General features: G+C 61.2%; 15 protein-coding genes and 4 pseudogenes. 8 read left to right on the top strand and 11 right to left on the bottom strand.

Annotated features, from left to right (window positions below):
• Positions 1-39 precede the first annotated feature (39 nt).
• Positions 40-942, top strand: coding sequence for a LysR family transcriptional regulator (locus C2L65_RS44510; RefSeq protein ID WP_103254698.1), 903 nt, complete (start codon positions 40-42; stop codon positions 940-942).
• Between the two features lie 184 nt (positions 943-1,126).
• Here the strand turns inward: C2L65_RS44510 and C2L65_RS44505 are convergent, their stop codons facing one another.
• Both C2L65_RS44505 and C2L65_RS44500 read right to left on the bottom strand, forming a co-directional pair.
• On the bottom strand, positions 1,127-1,921 hold the full coding sequence (locus C2L65_RS44505; RefSeq protein ID WP_042317348.1) for an alpha/beta fold hydrolase: 795 nt from the start codon (positions 1,919-1,921) through the stop codon (positions 1,127-1,129).
• A 168-nt stretch (positions 1,922-2,089) separates the two neighbouring features.
• Positions 2,090-2,440 carry a DUF4148 domain-containing protein gene (locus tag C2L65_RS44500; RefSeq protein WP_042317345.1) on the bottom strand — a complete coding sequence of 117 codons (351 nt, stop codon included), beginning with the start codon at positions 2,438-2,440 and terminating at the stop codon, positions 2,090-2,092.
• Positions 2,441-2,656: 216 nt separating this feature from the next.
• Here C2L65_RS44500 and C2L65_RS44495 point away from each other — a divergent pair.
• Positions 2,657-2,998 (top strand): annotated as a pseudogene (locus tag C2L65_RS44495) (transposase); the annotation flags it as partial.
• A gap of 466 nt (positions 2,999-3,464) precedes the next feature.
• Here C2L65_RS44495 and C2L65_RS44490 read toward each other — a convergent pair.
• Positions 3,465-3,572: pseudogene (locus C2L65_RS44490) on the bottom strand (LysR family transcriptional regulator); the annotation flags it as partial.
• Between the two features lie 172 nt (positions 3,573-3,744).
• Between C2L65_RS44490 and C2L65_RS44485 the strand changes: the two are divergent.
• The 4 genes and pseudogenes from C2L65_RS44485 to C2L65_RS44470 form a co-directional block, all read left to right on the top strand.
• Positions 3,745-4,404 (top strand): annotated as a pseudogene (locus C2L65_RS44485) (MFS transporter); the annotation flags it as partial.
• A 139-nt stretch (positions 4,405-4,543) separates the two neighbouring features.
• Entirely contained in the window at positions 4,544-6,265 is a 1,722-nt protein-coding gene (locus C2L65_RS44480) for an FAD-dependent oxidoreductase (RefSeq protein ID WP_042317142.1), read from the top strand.
• 148 nt (positions 6,266-6,413) lie between these two features.
• Positions 6,414-7,134 (top strand): IS6 family transposase gene (locus tag C2L65_RS44475; RefSeq protein WP_233446743.1). Its coding sequence is split into 2 segments (ribosomal slippage): positions 6,414-7,004 and positions 7,006-7,134, totalling 720 coding nucleotides; the frame shifts between segments, so codons are not numbered across the junction.
• An 86-nt stretch (positions 7,135-7,220) separates the two neighbouring features.
• Entirely contained in the window at positions 7,221-7,898 is a 678-nt protein-coding gene (locus C2L65_RS44470; protein ID WP_042317134.1) for a YoaK family protein, read from the top strand.
• A gap of 544 nt (positions 7,899-8,442) precedes the next feature.
• Here C2L65_RS44470 and poxB read toward each other — a convergent pair.
• The 5 genes from poxB to C2L65_RS44445 all read right to left on the bottom strand — a co-directional run bounded on the left by poxB (position 8,443) and on the right by C2L65_RS44445 (position 14,007).
• Entirely contained in the window at positions 8,443-10,164 is a 1,722-nt protein-coding gene (gene poxB / locus C2L65_RS44465) for a ubiquinone-dependent pyruvate dehydrogenase (RefSeq protein WP_042317136.1), read from the bottom strand.
• A 16-nt stretch (positions 10,165-10,180) separates the two neighbouring features.
• Positions 10,181-11,500, bottom strand: a complete 1,320-nt coding sequence (locus tag C2L65_RS44460; protein WP_042317138.1) for an acetyl-CoA hydrolase/transferase family protein — start codon at positions 11,498-11,500, stop codon at positions 10,181-10,183.
• 11 nt (positions 11,501-11,511) lie between these two features.
• Positions 11,512-12,039 (bottom strand): (R)-specific enoyl-CoA hydratase RipB/Ich, encoded by a 528-nt coding sequence (gene ripB, locus C2L65_RS44455; protein WP_042317140.1) that lies wholly within the window; start codon positions 12,037-12,039, stop codon positions 11,512-11,514.
• 36 nt (positions 12,040-12,075) lie between these two features.
• On the bottom strand, positions 12,076-12,909 hold the full coding sequence (locus C2L65_RS44450) for an aldolase/citrate lyase family protein (RefSeq protein WP_103254696.1): 834 nt from the start codon (positions 12,907-12,909) through the stop codon (positions 12,076-12,078).
• Positions 12,910-13,035: 126 nt separating this feature from the next.
• Positions 13,036-14,007 (bottom strand): LysR family transcriptional regulator, encoded by a 972-nt coding sequence (locus tag C2L65_RS44445; protein ID WP_233446742.1) that lies wholly within the window; start codon positions 14,005-14,007, stop codon positions 13,036-13,038.
• A gap of 185 nt (positions 14,008-14,192) precedes the next feature.
• Here C2L65_RS44445 and C2L65_RS47005 point away from each other — a divergent pair.
• Together C2L65_RS47005 and C2L65_RS44435 are read left to right on the top strand one after the other, a co-directional pair.
• Positions 14,193-14,323 (top strand): annotated as a pseudogene (locus C2L65_RS47005) (transposase); the annotation flags it as partial.
• A 189-nt stretch (positions 14,324-14,512) separates the two neighbouring features.
• Entirely contained in the window at positions 14,513-14,941 is a 429-nt protein-coding gene (locus C2L65_RS44435; protein WP_042317362.1) for a hypothetical protein, read from the top strand.
• A gap of 671 nt (positions 14,942-15,612) precedes the next feature.
• Here the strand turns inward: C2L65_RS44435 and C2L65_RS44430 are convergent.
• The 3 genes from C2L65_RS44430 to C2L65_RS44420 form a co-directional block, all read right to left on the bottom strand.
• Complete coding sequence (locus C2L65_RS44430) at positions 15,613-15,882, bottom strand: DUF1488 family protein (protein WP_042315543.1); 270 nt, start codon at positions 15,880-15,882, stop codon at positions 15,613-15,615.
• 142 nt (positions 15,883-16,024) lie between these two features.
• Positions 16,025-17,218, bottom strand: coding sequence for a tyrosine-type recombinase/integrase (locus C2L65_RS44425; RefSeq protein WP_233446783.1), 1,194 nt, complete (start codon positions 17,216-17,218; stop codon positions 16,025-16,027).
• 230 nt (positions 17,219-17,448) lie between these two features.
• Positions 17,449-18,909 carry an ISKra4 family transposase gene (locus C2L65_RS44420; protein ID WP_156132413.1) on the bottom strand — a complete coding sequence of 487 codons (1,461 nt, stop codon included), beginning with the start codon at positions 18,907-18,909 and terminating at the stop codon, positions 17,449-17,451.
• Positions 18,910-19,072: the final 163 nt, after the last annotated feature.

The raw sequence follows: 19,072 nt of genomic DNA, 5'->3' as shown, positions 1-19,072 counted from the left end.
ATATATGATGTAAACAATCAATTTTCATATCGTTTTAATATGGACACGCGCAACCTGAAGTACTTCCTCGCCGTCGCCGATGCCGGCAGTGTTACGCGCGCCGCTGACCGCCTGAACATCGCGCAGCCCGCGCTGAGTCAGGCGCTCACGCGCATGGAGAAGGAACTGGGCGTCAAGCTGTTCAGCCGGACGCGGCGTGGAGCGGACCTCACCGCGGCCGGGCTGGCGATCGTCGAGGATGTGCGGATGAGCGTCGCGCGAATCGACGCCGCCTCGCACCGCGCGCGTGAGATCGGCGCGCAGCGCGCCGGCCGGTTGACGGTGGGCTTCGTGTCGACGGCGCTGTTCGAGGTGCTGCCGCGCGCGATCGCGGCGCTGCGCGCGTCGGTGCCAGATGTCGAATTGGTGCTGCGCGAGATGAGCAATGCCGAGCAGGCGAGCGCGCTTGAGAGAGGCGAAATCGATATTGGCTTGCTGCATACACCGGTGCCAGTCACGGGCAGGATGCGCGAGAAGCTAATCACGCGGGAGCCACTGATTGCAGTGTTGCCTGAGATGTTTCCCCTGGCGGCTGGTGCGAGTGTGTCGTTACGTGAGCTCGCACCGCACGGGCTCGTATGGTTTCCACACGACCAGTTGCCCGGCGTTCGCGCGGGCATTCTGAGCGCGTTCCGGCAGGCGGGTTGCGCGGTGGAGATCGCGCAGGACGCGAATCGGTCGCTGACTGTGCTCGCGTGCGTGGCCGCAGGGTGCGGTGTGTCACTGCTGCCGCGTTCAGTGCGGGCGTTGCAATTCAGCGGAGTAAAGCTGGCCGGGATCGTCGATGGCGCCGCGCTGCCGCGTTTCGAACTCAGCGCAATCTGGCCAGCACGTGCCAGACAGACGCTCGCCGACCGTTTCGCGGAATTGATAGAGGCTTACCCTGCAACTTCGTCGTTGTAGAGGTTAAAGGTTCTTCGTTTAGTATATTCCATTGCTTCATTTTGACTGCCCTCGTTGGTCGGCCGGGAGCGGCCCGCGTTGCGGCCGCGCTCCTATATGGCACCCGGATGCATCACCTCCGGTTACGGCCAGTGATATAGACGCGCTTTCGGCGCGACCTCTAGCCTGACCGCCCCTCGGCGCATCACTGCTGGGCGTGCTTCGCTGCATCTTCGATCACTGCGGCGACTTCCTTCGGGCGCGATTCGTAGACGGAGTGACTCGCACCTTCCAGAACCGTGGTGTGGCTATGGGCCCGTTTGTAATAGAAGCGCTCGAGATCCGGGTTGATAATCTTGTCGTCCCCCGCCACGATGCCCCAGCTCGGCTTGGTGGTCCATGCAGCGACGGTCATCGGCTCGGAGAACACCTTGGCGGCAGTCAGGATCTGCGAATGCGCTTCGAATTGGGCTTGTCTGACCGGCAGGTCGGCGGCGAAATCCTTCGGGAAATCGACAGGATTCAGATACGTATAACCGTCGCCCGTCGTCTTGATGGCACCCGCCTGCTTCGACGTATAGTTCGGGTATTTCTTGCCCACATCCGCCTCGTCTTCGCCAACCGCTAGCGCATGCGCAGCGACGTACACAAGCCCCGCCACCTTCGGATCGACCCCGGCTTCGGTGATGATCGAGCCGCCATAGCTATGCCCCACGAGAACGGTCGGGCCATCCTGCAGGTCGATGACGCGTTTGGTCGCGGCAACGTCGTCGTCGAGCGAAGTCAACGGTTCTTGCACCATCGTGACGTGATAGCCATCCTTGGTGAGGATGTCATAGACCGGCTTCCAGCCTGAACCATCCACCCACGCGCCGTGCACGAGGACAATGTTCCTGATCGGCGCGGTCGCCGGTTTGGCATCCTGTGCCATCGCAACTGAGGAGGCGAATATACAAGCTGACAAGGACAAGACCGATGCTGCCAAAGGCAAAATCTTCATAGTGAACTCTATTGAAAAAGATTGGACATTGGAAAAATAGGCGGCTTGGTTCGTCACTGCGCGTAGTTGCGCGACCCGCCGGCCTATCAATCCATTTACTTCTGTGTGTCGAACATGCTAGGGATCCTACGCATGACATCAGTACGCTCTGTATCGGTACCACACCACTTAGCTGCCGAAGTACACGTTGCAAAAGCTGACCGGGCCGACGCAGCGTTGGTGCGTCGACGTATGGGATACCGATCCCGAATCGGTGCTACCGTTCTGCACAACACCGCCGACATCCTGCGTTGCCAGTTGCCGCTCGTCGTTGGCGGCGATCTTTGCTTCAGCCGCTTGAATATCAGCCGGGTAGTTGATGTCGTTACCACGGGACGGGTTGTAGCCTGTTTGTTCAACACGAATCATGTCAGCACGAACTTGTGCGCGCGTGAGCGGCGCACTCGACTGAGCAAAGCTGAGAACCGGTGCGCCAAGGGTGGCGACAACAAGAGCAATACCAATGAACATCTTTGACATGGTTAGATTCCTTTACTTAAATTAAGGTACCCGTTGTGGCACAAAACGTCTTCACTTTGATTACAAACCTGTTTGAATCGATATCAGGCAACTCCTAAACAGTCTGACTAACCTCACGTATAACGACCACGAAGAAAACATTACAAAGTTTTTATGAACGGTCGCTCAATCTCCTTAAGGTTTCAGTCCTAATCGAAACGCAACACAGGAAAAGTTAAGCTCGCGCGCCTATCAGGTATCGGCATCGGCAGCGCCTGGACCCTGGTCAGGGAACTGTTCGGCTGGCGGCAGTGTCACAACCGCCGCGAAGTGGCCGGCTGCCTGGGCCTGGCCCCGACGCCCTATGCCAGCGGTACGAGTGAAGTTGAGCAGGGCATCGGCAAGATCGGCAACAAGCGGGCTCGATGGCTGGTGGTGGAACTGGCATGGAGCTGGCTGCGCTTCCAGCCCGCCAGCCAGCTAAGCCACTGGTTCAACGAGCGCTTCGCAGGCGGCGGCAAGCGTGTGCGACGCATCGGCATTGTGGCGCTTGCGAGACGTCTGGCAGTCGCGCTGTAGCGCTATCTGGAATTCGGCGAGACTCCCCCTCGGGCAACCCTCAAGTCACCTGCCAGGAAGGTGCTGCGATCTGAGCAGCCAACGTCGAGCGGCAACAGCATTGAAGGTTCACCGCGCCCGGACAGTAAGCGGGTTACCTTCGGAGGTAACCGTAGTTTTAGATGGGGCGCGTCCGTAATGGGGTGGTTCCACTGCTTTGCGCATGCGGCATGTGGTGTCCGGCCTGGTGCCGGCACGGATACAAGTTGGTCCGGTCAACTGTCCGGACTTAAGACACCCCGGCCTCGCTGCTGTAAAACGCTCGATTTATATGTAGGAGTCAAGAATATCTGATCAGGCAGATCATCCACTGCCGGCCAGCGTCGTGGTCGTAACGGGCGACCCGCCGGCCAGCCGTGGATAACCTGCTGCGCTAGCCAACGGGAGATGACTGACGGAAAGCGGGACCCCGAAAGGGCTTGGCTTTCAATGCCCCATATAAGGCGGGCTGCGCGATGTTCAGGCGGTCAGCGGCGCGCGTAACACTGCCGGCATCGGCGACGGCGAGGAAGTACTTCAGGTTGCGCGTGTCCATATTAAAACGATATGAAAATTGATTGTTTACATCATATATGTTTATCCACGCGATCCCTAGAATGTCTCCATGGGCGATGCACGCGAGTGAACCCGGCCCCGAAAAATAGAGCTTTGCATGGGACCAGAGTGAGCGCTGGAGCGCTAACTCCGGATCGACACAGGAGACGACGATGAACTGGTATCGCGCCATATCGGCGACGGAAAAGCGCACCCTGTGGAGCTGCTTCGCCGGCTGGGCGCTTGACGGCGTGGACACGCAGTTGTTCAGCCTCGTGATCCCGACCCTGCTGGTAACCTGGGGTATCAGCAAGGGGCAGGCAGGGTTGATCGGCGGCGTGACGCTCGTCGCCGGCGCGTTGGGTGGACTGCTCGCGGGCATGCTGTCGGACAGGTACGGCCGCGTGCGCGCGCTGCAGATCACGGTGGTCTGGTTCTCGCTCTTCACCTTCCTGAGCGCGTTCGCGCAGAACTTCGAACAGTTGCTGGCGCTCAAGGCTTTGCAGGGCGTGGGTTTTGGGGGCGAATGGACCGCCGGCGCCGTGCTATTGAGCGAGACCATTCGCGCGGAACATCGCGGCAAGGCGATGGGCATTGTGCAGAGCGCGTGGGGTTTCGGCTGGGCGGGCGCCGTGCTTCTCTACACGCTGGTGTTCTCGTTCGTGTCGCCGGATTGGGCGTGGCGGTTGCTGTTCGGCATCGGCGTGATTCCAGCCGGGCTCGTGCTTTATCTGCGCCGTAACGTAGCTGAACCGCCGCGAGCTGTCACGCCCATCGCGTCGTCCGGGCAGGCGCTGACCGCAGCAAGGAGCATCTTCGACCGATCGGTGATCTTCTTCGAGGCGGTTGAAACGATCGAGGAGATTCAACGGTTGAGCGCCGGAGAAAGCGGGCGAACTCGCGCACGCTGCGCAGATACTGGATGCAGCAGTTCCACGACAACGATCGCGTCTTGACATGATGGAATCCGCCATGAGCAAAGATTCTTCAGGCAATCCCAACGAGCTGTCATCAGGCGGCAGCCGCCACCATCAGGTGTATCCCACGCTGGACGAGAAGCAACTGGCGATACTGGAGCGATACGGCGAGCGACGCAAGCTCAAAGCCAACGACATCCTCTATTCCGAAGGCGACCGGCACACGGGCATGTTCGCCATTCTTTCTGGAACGATCGAGGCGACCAGAAGGTCCGTTCAGGGCACCCAATTGCTGGCCACACATGGCCCCGGCAGTTTCACCGGCGAGGTTGGCACGCTCGCCGGCCGGGCTGCGGTGACCACGAAACGCGCCCTTTGCGATTGCGAAGTCATCGTCATCGATGAGGAGTCCATTCACGCGCTCGTGATTGCTGAAGCGGAGTTAAGTGAAACCATCATGCGTGCCTATATCCTGCGCCGGGTCGCTTTCATCCAGGGTCAACAGGTAGGCTTGATGGTGATTGGCAGTACGTCCTCGGCCGCTACGCTACGCCTGCGCCACTTCCTGAGCCGTAACGGTCAACCTTCCGCCTACTTCGACATCGTCGAGCACCCCGAGGCCAATGAAATCCTGACGCGCTATGGCGCAGCAGAAGCCAACATTCCGGTTGTGATCACGTCGCAAGGTGTCGTACTGACGCAACCCAGCCACAGGTCCGTTGCAGATGCAATCGGCCTGAGTCCGGACAGGCTCAATGGCGAGCACTTCGACCTCGTCGTGGTGGGCGCGGGACCCGCAGGGCTCGCAGCCGCGGTGTACGCCGCATCAGAGGGATTGACGGTGGCGGTTTTGGATGCCAAGGCGCCGGGGGGGCAGGCCGGCACCAGTTCGAAGATCGAAAATTACTTTGGTTTTCCGACTGGCATATCCGGGCAGGCGCTAGCCGGCCGCGGTCTGTCTCAATGCCGCAAGTTCGGCGCCGAGGTCGGCGTACCCATCGAGGCCCTGACGATCGACTGCACGGACGCCCAATCGTTTCACATTGGCCTCGATCAGGACGAGTGCGTCTACGCTCGCGCTGTCGTCATTGCCAGCGGTGCGCGCTATCGGAAGCCGGACCTTCCCCGTCTAGAGCATTTTGAAGGTCGCGGCATCTACTACAGTGCGGCGTTCATGGAGGGTGGGTTCTGCAACAACGAAGAGTTAATCGTGGTGGGCGGCGGAAATTCGGCCGGACAGGCTGCCGTATTTCTGGCGAGGTTCGCGCGTCATGTCCATGTCGTTATTCGCGGCGACGGGCTCAGGGCAAGCATGTCGGCGTATTTGATCCGGCGGATCAACGCGGCGGCTAACATCACGCTTCACACGAGGACTAAGATCGTCGAATTATGCGGCGAGTCGAGACTTGAGGCGATACGGTGGGACCGGCAAGGACAGATTGAACACAAGCCTATCCGCCACGTTTTCCTTTTTCTCGGAGCCGAGCCCAATACACGGTGGCTTGGCGACTGTGTCGCCCTGGACAAGGATGGGTTTGTGCTGACAGGTGCCGATACCGGCGACAGGTGGACAGCAGATCGGCCACCGCATGATCTCGAGACGAGCCGGCGGGGTATCTTTTCAGCCGGCGACGTGCGCAGTGGCTCCGTCAAGAGAGTGGCGGCTGCCGTCGGGGAGGGCGCTGCAGCCATTCAGGCGGTTCACCAATATCTTGCTCGCGGCCGTCACGATCTCCGGAATCGAGCTGGCACGTCGCATTCGGGAAGCGCAGTTTGATTTCACAAGCCTGCACCTCAAAGATATCACTGCGCCCGCTGTCTGGAAGGCACTTCTTTCACCTTGACGACGTAGCGGTGAAGGCTCTGGTGCAAATAGGTGCATCGGATCGGTTAACGTGGCGATCCAATTAATCTGGTGGCCGGTGATGAGCAAGGAAAAAGCTCTGGAGGGGTTTTTCGATGGTCGGCATTTTGATCGGGAAATCATTGTTCTCTGTGTGCGCTGGTACCTTCGCTACAAGCTCAGTCTGCGCGATCTTGTAGAGATGATGGCCGAGCGGGGTTTGTCGCTGGCGCATACGACGATCATGCGCTGGGTAAAGCGCTTTACGCCGGAGTTCATTAAGCGCTGGAACCGCTTCGCAACACCTGCGGGACAGTCGTGGCGTGTTGACGAGACCTATCTGAAGATTCGTGGCAAGTGGGTCTATCTCTACCGGGCGGTGGATCGGGCCGGCCAGACAGTGGACTTCATGCTCCGTGCGAAGCGCGATGTAACCGCGGCCAAAGCATTTCTCAGCAAGGCCATCAAACATCAGGGCCAGCCTCCAGAGACGATCACGCTCGATGGATACGCTGCCTTGCACCGGGCCGTGCGTGAAATGAAGGCCGATGGCCTACTGCCTGAGGACACGAAGGTCCGGACCTCGAAGTACCTGAACAACCTGATCGAGCAGGATCATCGAAACATCAAGTCCAGAACGAACGTAATGCTCGGCTTCAAACGGTTCAGGGGTTGCCGCGATCACGATTTCAGGCATCGAGTTGATGCATCGAATTCGCAAGGGTCAGTTCGACCTCTGTGCTCTCGGGCTCAAGGATACCGCTGCGCTCTACGTCTGGAGCGCCGTCATGTTCAATAAATAAGGCATCCGCATTTATTGAAGACATCTCGGCCCCGCCGGCTATTTGCACCGGAGCCCGCGGAAGTACCTTTCGCAGGAGCGAACACGATGGATCTCGATGCGGCAAGTAGAAGCCGCGGCGTCGCCTTACTCTTGACGCTGTCCGGAGGCTTTCTCGACGCGTATACCTACGTTGGCCACGGCGGTGTATTCGCGAACACGATGACGGGAAACGTGGCACTCCTCGGCATCGACATAGCCGCTGGTGACTGGACCCAGGCGCGGTTGCACATTCCCCCGCTTGTTGCCTTTGTATTCGCGGTATTCATGGTTCACCTGCTGCGCCTCGACGCCGTCGCGAACTCGCTCCCGCGCCCCGCACTTGTCTGTCTTTTGCTTGAAATTTTCTTTCTGGCTGTAGCGGCTAGCGGTGTGTGCGGACGCTCAGAGCTTTGGTTGATCCCGGGTATCACATTCGTCGCTACGCTGCAGACCTTGTCCTTCACGCACATCGAGAATCTTACGTACACGTCTGTGATGACAACCGGAAACCTTCGCCGCGCAGCGAAGAAATTGCTCGAAGGACTGATCCCAAGATACGACAAGTCGGCTCTTCACGACGCGTCGCTGCTTGGAGCGGCAGGATTCAGCTTCTTCGCCGGTGCTGTGTTCGGGGGGCTCGCAACCAGACTGATGCACGATGTGGCGTTATGGTTCGCAGTAGGGCTCCTCTTGGGCGCGCTACTGCGGATGGGGCTACTGGTACGCAGCAGCGCCAGCGCCTGACACTACCCGCGCTCAGCAAGCAGAGTCGCCGCAGCCATAGCGGTCGAGGTCTCCGTGGACTCGCGATGTTATATTTCCGACTAACCATTGCAAGACATCTTTGGCCGAAGAGCGCTGGCCTCTAAGACGCGTTCTAAGCAAGCAATTCGACTCATAAATTCTTCGAAGAAAATCATGAATTTCGGAGATATGAAAGTCGGTGCCAGGACGATCGATGCTTTTGCTGAGGTGTGAGGCATCGGTGTCACTGTCAGCGGGATCGCCATCTATCTCATGACTCAGATTGAAACGACAATGGCGACCCGATCGCTCTCCTGATGGAAGACGGGTCTCATCCTGGCCAGCGCCCCAATGTTGGCTTCCGCCTTTACATCTCCTGGCACAGGCTCTGTTAGCGGAATTGGCACACCCAGTAGAAAAATTTGCGAATCTCAACAGCTTCGTTGCGAAGCGCCATATACAAAGGCGGCGCGGAAGATGGTCTTGTCCGGCTAGCCCCCTCAGCAGGGTGCCGCCGCGACTATTTCCCGGACCGAGGGGACGATCAGCGCAGCCAGGTTGTGGCCAGCTCCACGACTTCATTGCCTTTCGCGTTGAGCACGGCCCGCAGCATATACAGGCTGAAGCCCTTCGCATGGGCCCACTCGATCTTGGGCGGCAAGGCAATTTCGTGCCTTGCGACTACGACGTCCACCAGCACCGGCCACGGCCGCGAAAGCGCGTGCGCGAGTGCGCCTTCCAGCTCTTCCGAGTCCTCCACGCGTATCGCCTCGATGCCCGCGCCACGCGCGATCGCGGCGTAGTCGGTCGAAGCGAGCTGCGTATCGTCGTCGAGATAGCCGCCGGCCTTCATTTCCATCGACACGAAGCCAAGCGAGCTGTTGTTGAACACGACGACTGTCAAAGGCAACGCCTCCTGGCGCGCCGTGAGCAGATCGCCCATCAGCATCGAAAGGCCGCCATCGCCGCAAAGCGCTACCATCTGACGATCCGGTGCAGCCGCCTGGGCGCCCAGCGCCTGCGGCAGGGCATTCGCCATCGAACCATGGTTGAAGGACCCCAGCAGCCTGCGCTTGCCGTTCATGCGCAGATAGCGCGCGGCCCACAGGGTCGGCGTGCCGACGTCGACACTAAAGATCGCATCCTCTTCCGCCAGATCGCTTACGAGCTTCGTGAGATATTGCGGGTGGATCGGGCTGCCTGGCGGCGACGGCCTCGCGAATGCGTCGAGACCGGCCCGCGCTTCGGCATAGTGCTCGCGCGCCGCTTCGAGAAAGCGCCGGTCCGACTTGCGCTCGAGGCGGCCCTGGAGCGCGGCCAGCGTGGCCTTGACGTTACCCACGAGCCCCAGTTCGAGGGGCACGCGGCGGCCGAGCGCGGCGCCGTTGCGGTCGATCTGGACAACCTTCGCTTCGGTGGGATAGAAGTTCCGGTACGGGAAGTCAGTGCCGAGCATGACGAGCGTATCGCACGCCTTCATCGCGTGATAGCCGGAACTGAAGCCGATCAACCCGGTCATGCCCACATCGAACGGATTGTCCCACTCCAAATGTTCCTTGCCGCGCAAGGCGTGAACTATCGGTGCGCCGAGAGCGTCGGCCAGCGCCACCACTTCGTCGTGCGCGCCCTCGCAGCCGCTGCCGCACAGCAGCGTGACGGCCTCGGAGCGATTGAGCAGTTTCGCCAGCCTGTCGAGCTGGCCCGCTTCGGGTATCGTTACCGAAGCGTCCAACGAGAGCACGCCGGGCTTGTCGTCGGGCGCGCTTTCGAGCGCCACGTCACCCGGGAGCACGATGACCGCCACGCCGCGCGATTCCAGCGCCGTGCGGATGGCACGGTCTAGCACGCGCGGAAACTGCTGCGGATTGGTCACCAGTTCGACGAAGTGACTGCATTCGCGAAAGAGTTCCTGCGGGTGCGTCTCCTGAAAGTAGCCAAGTCCGATTTCCGAGGTGGGAATATGTGCGGCGATGGCCAGTACCGGTACATGGCTGCGCTGACAATCGAACAGCCCATTGATGAGGTGCAGATTGCCCGGTCCGCAGCTTCCCGCACACACGGCGAGCTTCCCGGTCAGCGCCGCCTCCGCGCCCGCGGCAAAAGCGGCCGACTCTTCGTGGCGCGTATTGGCCCACTTGATCTTGCCATGCCGCCGCAGGCTGTCCGATAGTCCGTTGAGGCTGTCGCCCGTCACGCCCCAGATGCGCTCCACACCCGCGGCAGCAAGCGCGTTCGTGAGGTAATCGGCAATGGTTTGTCGTGTCATGATCGTGCTCCTGCGATTAGATAAGGTGAAGTGCTTTGGCTTCGTCCGTGAGCGTTGCGCGGAAGTCGGGGTGCGCAAGCCCGATCAGCGCCCGTGCGCGCTCTGTCGACGACAAACCCTTGAGATTCGCGACGCCATACTCCGTCACGACGATATGCGTGTCCGTGCGCGGCGTGGTCACCGGTCCCGAGAGCTTCGGCACGATCTTCGAAAGCGCGCCGCCCTTGGCCGTGGAATGGAACGCTATGATCGACTTGCCGCCTGCCGAACCGTAGGCCCCGCGGACGAAGTCGAGCTGCCCGCCCGTCGCGCTGTACTGATGCCCGTTCACATGCTCGGAATTGCAGGCGCCGGTCAGATCCATCTCCACGGTCGAATTCACCGAGATCATCTTCGGGTTCTGCGAGATGACCGCCGGATTGTTCACGTAGTCCACCGGGTAGCTTTCGACGGACGGGTTGTCGTTCATGAAGTCGTACATCGCCTGATCGCCCATGGCGAAGGTGAAGACCGACTTGCCGCGATTCACGGCCTTGTTGTGGTTCGTCACCACACCGCGCCGGATCAGGTCCACGAGCCCCGGCGTCAACAGTTCGGTATGCACGCCCAGGTCGCGGTGGCCATACAGTGCGCCGCACACGGCATTGGGCAGCGCGCCAATGCCCATCTGCAGGCAGGCGCCGTCGGGAATGAGGCTGGAGATCAGATCCGCGATAACATGATCCGTTTCGCTAGCCGGTTTCGGCAGCAGCTGCGGCACCGGATGATTCGATTCGACAATGGCGTCGACCTCGGAAACGTGCAGCAGCGAATCGCCGAACACGCGTGGCATGTTCGGATTGACCTCGACCACGAGCCGGCGTGCGGAGCGAGCGACGGAGCTCGTGTAGTCGTTGTTGGTGCCGAACGTGAAGAAGCCGTTGCTATCCATCGGCGACACCATTACCAGCATCGTATCGACTGGAATATGGTCGCTGAAGAGACGCGGCGACTGGCTGAAGGTGTTCGGTACGAAGAACACCACCTTGCGGTCGCCGTCTTCGGCGCCCTGGCGGATCAACGCTCGCTCGGGTCCGCCGAGGAACATGCAGTGCGGCTGGATACGCCCCATCAGCTCGTATCGCAGCAGCGTCTTGCTCAGAAACGATTCGGCGTGGAAGTAATAAACCTTCAGCGCATCGACTTCGCCCGCGCTCGCGCGCGCTGCCAGCGCGGCCAGCAGCGACGGCGGCTGGGACATTGCCATGCCGAGCGCGACAGTCGAACCGGTCGCGATCGACGATACAGCGTCATCAGGTGTGCGAAGGTTTAAGGCGTAGACTGATTCGTTATTCATGGCCCTGCTCCTTAGTAGTTGGCTTCGGCTTCCGGCGAATGCCCGCGCCGGTGGATCAGCATCGTGCGCTCGAAGGACATCACCAGTTTCCCGTCCTGATTGATACCGCTCGTGAGGACCGTAACGATGCCTTGCGTGGGACGGCTCTTCGATTCGCGCTTGTCCAGCACCGTCGATTCCGCATACAGCGTGTCGCCGGCGAAGACCGGGTGCGTCGCGCGCACGTTGTTCCAGCCGAGATTGGCCACGACCTTGGCGCTCACGGTGCGAACGCTCATGCCTGTCAGCAGCGCGAGGGTGAAGGTACTGTCCACAAGCATCTTCTTCCACTCGGTGTGGCTCGCGTAGACCTGGTCGAAGTGCACCTGCTGCGTATTCATGGTGAGCAGCGTCGTCCAGATGTTGTCGACATCCGTGATCGTCCGGCCCGGGCGATGCTCGTAGGTGTTTCCGATCTCGAAGTCTTCGTAGTAAAGGCCGGAGACCTCGCGAAAGCGGTTCTCCGCGATCTTGCGGTAGGCAGCGATGGATTCGCTCATGACAATGCTCCTGGTTGAAATTGAAGAAAAGAGTGCTTAGGCACGCGACAGAACGCGCCGCGCCTCACGGGCGATCGCCTCGTCGACCATACGGCCGTCGATCACCGCCGCGCCTTCCCGTGCGGCCTCGATCACGCGGTGCGCCCAGTCGATTTTTGCGGCGTCCGGCGTCATGGCCGCGTTGATGGGTCCGATGTGGGAAGGATGGATGGCCGCCTTGCCGTCGAACCCGTTTGCGGCGGCAAACCCGATTTCGTGTTCGAGTGCGGCGCTATCGCCGATCTCGAAGCACGGTGCGTCGATCGCGCGTACGCCGCTCTCCACGCACGCGGCCGAAATCTGCACGCGTGCGACGGAAAGCGCAAACGACCCGGGTTGCACGCCGATGTCCCCCGCATAGTCCCCGGCGCCGAACATGACCGCCGCGACCCGCGAGGCGGTGGCAAGCAGGTCCGGTAGCACCACGACGCCTTTGCGCGACTCCACCAGTGGCACCACGCGTGCTTCACTCGCGATCTCGCGCAGCAGCGCTTCGACCTGGAGGACCGTTTGCGCGGCCTCCACCTTGGGGATCACGATGAAAGCCGGTTGAAATTCCGCGTCGAGCATCGCGGCCAGGTCATCCAGGCCGTTGCGCGAGTTCGGCGTATTGATGCGCACCGCGAGCGCGGGAGTAGAACTGAACGGCTGGCTGAGCAGGTTGCCCAGCTGCTGGCGGGCGATGGTCTTTTCTTCGGGACGCACGGCGTCCTCCAGATCCACGATCAGCACATCGGCCCCCGCCGGGCCCGCTTTGGCGAAACGCTCGGGGCGCGTCGCAGGCGTGAACAGCCAGGACCGGGTTTTCGTCTCGACATCGCGAGCATTCATGGCTTCACCTCCAGAAGTTCGACTGCCAACGGGGCTCATTCTCTGTCCCCATCGGTTCCTGAACAATCACGGATTGGCGAAGCCAGACTCAACCCGAACTGAATCCGGCGCTTCTGGTGCGTCTTCTCAGCCGGAGGCGGCGCCGAGGTGCGCGAGATGTTCGACGAGCCGCCGCGTGGAGGAAGGCAACTGCTCGAGGTCGTTCACGCAGATCAGGATCTTGCGCACGGCCCACGCGTCGGTGATGCGCAGCAGACGAACCCGCATCGAGCGCTGAAACCGCCGCGCCGCCGACTCAGGGATTACCGCGACGCCCACGCCGTTTTCGACCAGGCGGCAAATCGACTCGAAGTTGCCAAGCTGGATGCGGTGCCGCAAGGTACGATACAGTCGCTTCGCCTGGTTTTCGAGGAACACCTGAATCGACGAGCCGCGTTCGTGACCAACGAAATCGGCTTCGATGAGATCGGCAAAGGCGATCTCCCGCTGCAGCGCAAAGCGTTCGTCGACTGCGGGCACAACCGCGCACAGGCGGTCGGTGGCAAAGGGAAACGTCGTGAGCGCCACGCCCTCGGGCGGCGAAGCGATGATGCCGATATCGGCCACTCCTTCCGCAATGGCCGCGATGATCTCATCGCTCGGACGCTGCTCGATTTCGATGTTGATGTTGGGGTTGTCGCAGAGAAAGCGGCTAAGCGGGCCAGGCAGCGTCTCGACAAGTGCATTCGTGTTCGAGAGGATGCGGATGGTCCCCCGCATCCCCTGGGAGAGCTGTGCGAGGTCGTCCGTCATGCGTTGTAGCGCGCCGAGGGTGACCCGCGCGTGGCGCAGGAAGGTCTGCCCCGCCTCCGTGACGCGTATGCCGTGAGGCCGACGCTCCAGCAGCGGCACACCTACCGCCTCCTCCATCTGCCGGATACGCGCACTGACCGCCGCGAGCGAGAGGTTGACGCGGGCGGCGCCGTGCGTAAGGCTGCCAGCTTCGGCGACGGCAGCGAAGGTTTGAAGGTCGACAAGGCCAAAGTGCATGAGATAACACACCGGGAAGTGAGTCTGGAGTCGAATGGACGGGCCACGAGGCGCGCCTGTGAGAAGCAATATTAGCTCTACGAACGCATGTCCGTTGTGTGCCGCGTGCCTCGACGCGACACGCAGAGAGCCTTTCCCTCCCTTCAACCATTCTTCTCTTTTGCTCAATTGATTGGGCACTCTGACCAGCCCGATTCAGCGGGTAGCTTCGCAGGTTCGCACTGGCCAAGAGACTACCGCGCGAAGGGACGCACCGCTACAAGACCATGACCCTCGAAACCGGCGAATTCAACGCCGCTTCCTGCTCCATGTGTTGCCCGGTGGTTTCCATCGCATCCGTCACTACGGGCTGCTCGCCAACCCCGTGCGCCGCGCCAGTCTCGCTGGGGAGCAGAGCTGATGTAATGTGACCTGCAGTACCATCAGCGGTTGTCCCTTGAGGAAGCTCAAGGGTCGAAATGTTTGCCGCCGGCTTGCGCCAGATCGAACCTTCCGTTCCCAAGACGCTTTTGGGCGTCGCCGGATATTGCCGGGTCCGTCCATCCCAAACGTTGCAATCTATGGGAGTAGAGCCGTGGTCGCAGTCAAACACGATGTTCTCTCCATTGCCTTCGATTTCGTTAGCTTCGCGGCGCCGATGGAGCACAACGCCTATGTCTCGCTTGATACGGGCAAAGTCTATTGGACTTCTGATTCCAACGACGCGTTCGACGAGGATATTCCTGACGACGTTGAATCCTCGGATCGTTACCTGGCGATACCGCACAAAAACGAACTCAATCTTGGAAGAAGTCTCGCCTTGCGCTTTGTCGCACACGAGTTGCCTGCATGTTACGACCAGGCCGAAGCATTTTTCCAACGGCAGGGGGCTTACGCGCGCTTTAAGGATTTGCTGGCGCGCAAAGGTGTACTCGAGCACTGGTATGCGTTTGAAGCCGACGCTATCGAAGGTGCGCTGAGGCGATGGTGCGCCGAAAATGGACTCGAGATTCTGGAGACGTGACGGGCCGGTCAGACCCGATGAAGCCGTCGTGGATGTCTCGCCAGCCCGACCGGCTGATACGGCTTGCACATCAGGCATTGCGAAGTCGTGCCTGAGCGGTCCCAGATTGAGAGTAGGAGAGCTAAAGGGAGATGCCTGTTTTGTGACCTGCCGCAGTTCTATCACGCGCTATCCGCGGCCGCGCCGGCGCGTGAAGCGTTGATCACGCATGGCCCGACGAGCGGCGTACACTAATATCACGGCGCAACTGCCGTATCGGAGGTTGCTATGGCCAGAAAGTTCTCTGATATCTTCAGACGGCGTCCAGTGACAGGCGCTCCTGATGACACGGCCCACGGTGAATCTCAGGTTCAACGGGATGAGCACACGCGGTTTGCACAGGTGCAGGCGAAAAAGCTCTGGGAGGCGATCGGTCGTCGTCGTCACAGAGATGCGCGGGGCCGTTAACGTAACGCCTGGAGCGACTGCGCCCGCAATGGCTGCACTGGCACTGCATCGAATCGCGTGTTCGCCCGTTCCATTCACATGCAATCTCGCGACGGGTGGCGACACTGCTGGTCGCGATGAATCAGGCGCTCAACGCCCGCTGGTCTCGATGAGAGGGCGGGCTTTTTTGGGGCCGACACTGTGGCGTATCACGCAGTCAGGACGTGCATCAATGAGGCAACGCCTCAGGGACGCGCGAAATCATCCGGCGTCAGTTCGAGACGTGCGGCCGGATGGGCGAGCACCCTGCGCTCGGCAATCGCGCGGATGCGCCCGTACCCATCGCGGAAGGTCTTCAGGATGCGGGCGTCGTCGGCCCGGGGCTCGAGCCAGAAATGCGCTTCCAGTGTCGCGAGCGTGATCACGCATTCGACCGCACCGTGCGGGCGCATGAGGCCGAACACCACGCCGCGACGATTGGCGAGCACCTGGGGTTCGAGTTCGACGGTTTCCATGGGCGGTCAGGCAGTCAACGCTTCAAACGGATCACAGATTCTTGCACACGCGATGCGATTGGCATATAGGGTGCCGGTATAACAGGACCGTGCAAAGGGGCGTTGACCGGCTCCGGGCGCGGTATCGCGCTGGCGGGTGACTTCACCAGTTGATGCGGTGCTTTTCGTCGGTCTCGTGATGCCGACGATCATCGTCGACGTGCAGATACAGGCTCGTTGTGGTCAGCGACGCGTGACCGAGGTTGTCGCGCACCAGGCGCAGATCGACCTGATTGTCGGCCATGTGTGAACCGGCGCTGTGCCGCAGCCAGTGTGCCGAGGCCTGCCCGAGCAGGTCCGCGCGGGCCGCAAAGGCCTCGCCACGTTCGCGCAGCCGCCCGGCGGCGCCGGCAAACACGTCCTTGACGATCGTGTGCAGCGCGGCCCGGGTCAGCGGCCGATGTGACGGGCCTTCAGTTTTCGTCCGGTCCGCTTGCGTCGTGCTTCCCGCAGTACTTCCGATCGGGAGCACGAGCGGCGTCGTCTCGTTGGGTGAGGGCAGGGCCGTCATCCCCAGGTGTTGTCGGTACCGTGACAGTTCCGTCATCAGCTCGCGCGTCGCCGGTACGAGCCGTTCCCTGTCGCCCTTGCCATGCACGGTCAGCCACCAGCGCATCGTCCCGTCGGCGTCGCGCCGCACGAAGAACTGTCCCATCGTGTTGCCGCCGACTTCGGCGATGCGCAGCCCGCCCAGATACAGCAGCGTGAAGAGCCACCGCACGCGGTGATAGTGCGCGCGGTCCCGGGCGGTCTCCTGCGGCATCGACGCAATGAAGTCCTTGACCTCCTGCCACAGGCCGGGCTCCAGATAGCGGGTGATGCGCGGGGCGGCTTTCGGGGTGCGCTGGCGCGAGAGCGCGAGCGGGTTGCCGGCGAGATACCCTGCCTGCACCAGCCACGAAAACAACACATTCAGGATTACCATCGCCTGCCGGATGCTGGCGGGCGACAGCGGGCCGTGAAAGGGCCGCCAGCGGGCGTCGCCCCGCGGATGCTTGCGGCCGCCGCCCTCACCGGCGTTGGCGATCCAGGTGGCGGCCGGCTGCGGATCGGCGACGAAGCGCTGGTAGCGCAGGCAGTCCTCGTGGGTGAGGGACGAGAGCGGCTTGCCCAGCTGCACGAGCGACCAGAGCAGCAGCCGTTCGGCTTCCTTGCGGTAGCTGTCGAAGGTCGTCTGTTTGTTGGCAAAGCGCGCGAGCCACGCGCGGATCGCATCGAGATCGTTCGTTGCCGCAATCGTAGATGAGAGTGAACCAATCCGTGGGAGGCAATTCCCGTCGACATTGACCAACGTCATGGACGGCATGACGGCGTCGCGCCCGATCGGATACGGCGCTTGGAATCAGCGAAATCGCGGCGAAAAGGATCCAGCGAGCCCGCGCGGCACGCTGCGCCATTTCAGCTATGCTGGCGACGTTGCCAACCGATCGGAGGTGCTATGCGACTGATGATCGAGGCCCGCGTAGAGGGCGAGGAAGCGCGTGCGACTGACGTAGACGAGAGTGGACCAAACCGTGGGAGGTCAGTTCACGCCGCTCGGCGAGTACTCGGCGAGTTTGCAGCTGCAGATGTCGTGGTCAACACGGCGAGTTTCTCAACCGAAAATTCTTCGTTGAGGACCGCAACTCTGACCTGTGCCAGGCAATGCGCTCCCTCGTCCGTCCATCGCATTTGTTGCTTCTTCGCCATGCGATGGCTGACAACCAGGTTCACCGCGGACTCGGCAATGCTACTACTGATCGGTAGCCCCTTGTGATAACGCATGCCATAGTTCACGAGCGTACCGGCGTTGGTCTCGATGTAGAAGTACAGGCGGCGCAGGTTCCAGTACAACGTGGAGAACTCGTAGCCTTCCTTAGCCAACAGCGTGGCATCCATGGCCTTGATACGGGACACCGATTGCCGGCCCTTTCCATGCCAAACCAACCACTTTGCGTGATCGATCTCTGTCTCCACAGCGATTCGCTCGTGAGGCTCCATCGCCTGGCTCCCAAACACCGAGTTCCTGGCAGCCTTGAATTTCATCGCGATGTGAAACCAGTCCAGGATCCGTCCCCTAGCGAGCTGGCTGCCGTCCACAGCCTTGCAGAATTCGCCAGCGTTATCGCTGATCACGGTGACTCGCTCGTCTGGAGCCACGCCGCTTGCGAAGAGAAATTGGTCCAGCCGCGCGGGCGCCGATGGCACAAGCTTATGCACGTACGCGTAGAGACGCGGGGTGCGATCAGCGAGAGTTGCACGGCCCGCAACGATGTTGACATGGCGATCCTGCGGTATCTTCTGCGCCCAAGGCGATTTCAGCTCCGCAAGGTCGCGGGCCGCCTTGCGGCTCCTGGGGCTGCTGCTGAAGCTCAGCCACGCTGAGTCGACGCTCACGCAGCCGACGGTGGTCGATTCACGAACCGGCTCTCCGCCGACCGGTTTTGGTCCAGACGCGATATCGCGGTTGATCTGCGCGTCCAGCGCGCTGCCCACGGCGAGGATTCGACGACGAGTACTACCGAAGGAAATCCCTTTGTCCAGTGGAAGGACCTCTCGAAGTAGCTCAGTGGCCTGACGGTATGGTAGATGGGCGGCCCACTTGGCCTGCAGGTACTCCAATTCCGGTGTCACACGCCGGTGAAGTGCCTTGCACAGTGGGCTCAAAGAGCGGCGCGGTTGCCCTTGCTCTGCCGCGCAGCTGCATGACCAGAGCCTCGGACTCGGCACGTCGACCTTGCCAAACACGGTTCGCAGCACGATCGATCGGGCGTCCTTGTGCGCCAGCATCGAGCCACAGCGGTGGCAAGCCATTTGGCTCTTCATCCACCCGGCAGTCTGCTCCGGCACGAGAAACGATTGAACCTCGGCGAGCAAGGCACGACCTTCGGCGAGTGTCAGTCCCAGGTCGGCGAGGCTGAGGTCATTTCGTTCCACCACAGCAAGAACCGTTGCATCAGTCGCACGCGCTTCCCCACCCTCTACGCGGGCCTCGATGATCAGTCGCATAGCACCTCCGATCGGTTGGCAACGTCGCCAGCATAGCGGAAACGGCGCGCATGCCGCGCGGGCGCGCTGGGCTCCTACCGCCGGGACTTCGCTGACTCCACGCGCCGTATTCGATCGGGTTCGACGCCGTCGCGTCGTCGATAATGACGTTGGTCAAGTCGAC

Source organism: Paraburkholderia terrae, assembly GCF_002902925.1.
GTDB lineage: Bacteria > Pseudomonadota > Gammaproteobacteria > Burkholderiales > Burkholderiaceae > Paraburkholderia > Paraburkholderia terrae.
This window is presented reverse-complemented; position numbering and strand designations above follow the sequence as displayed.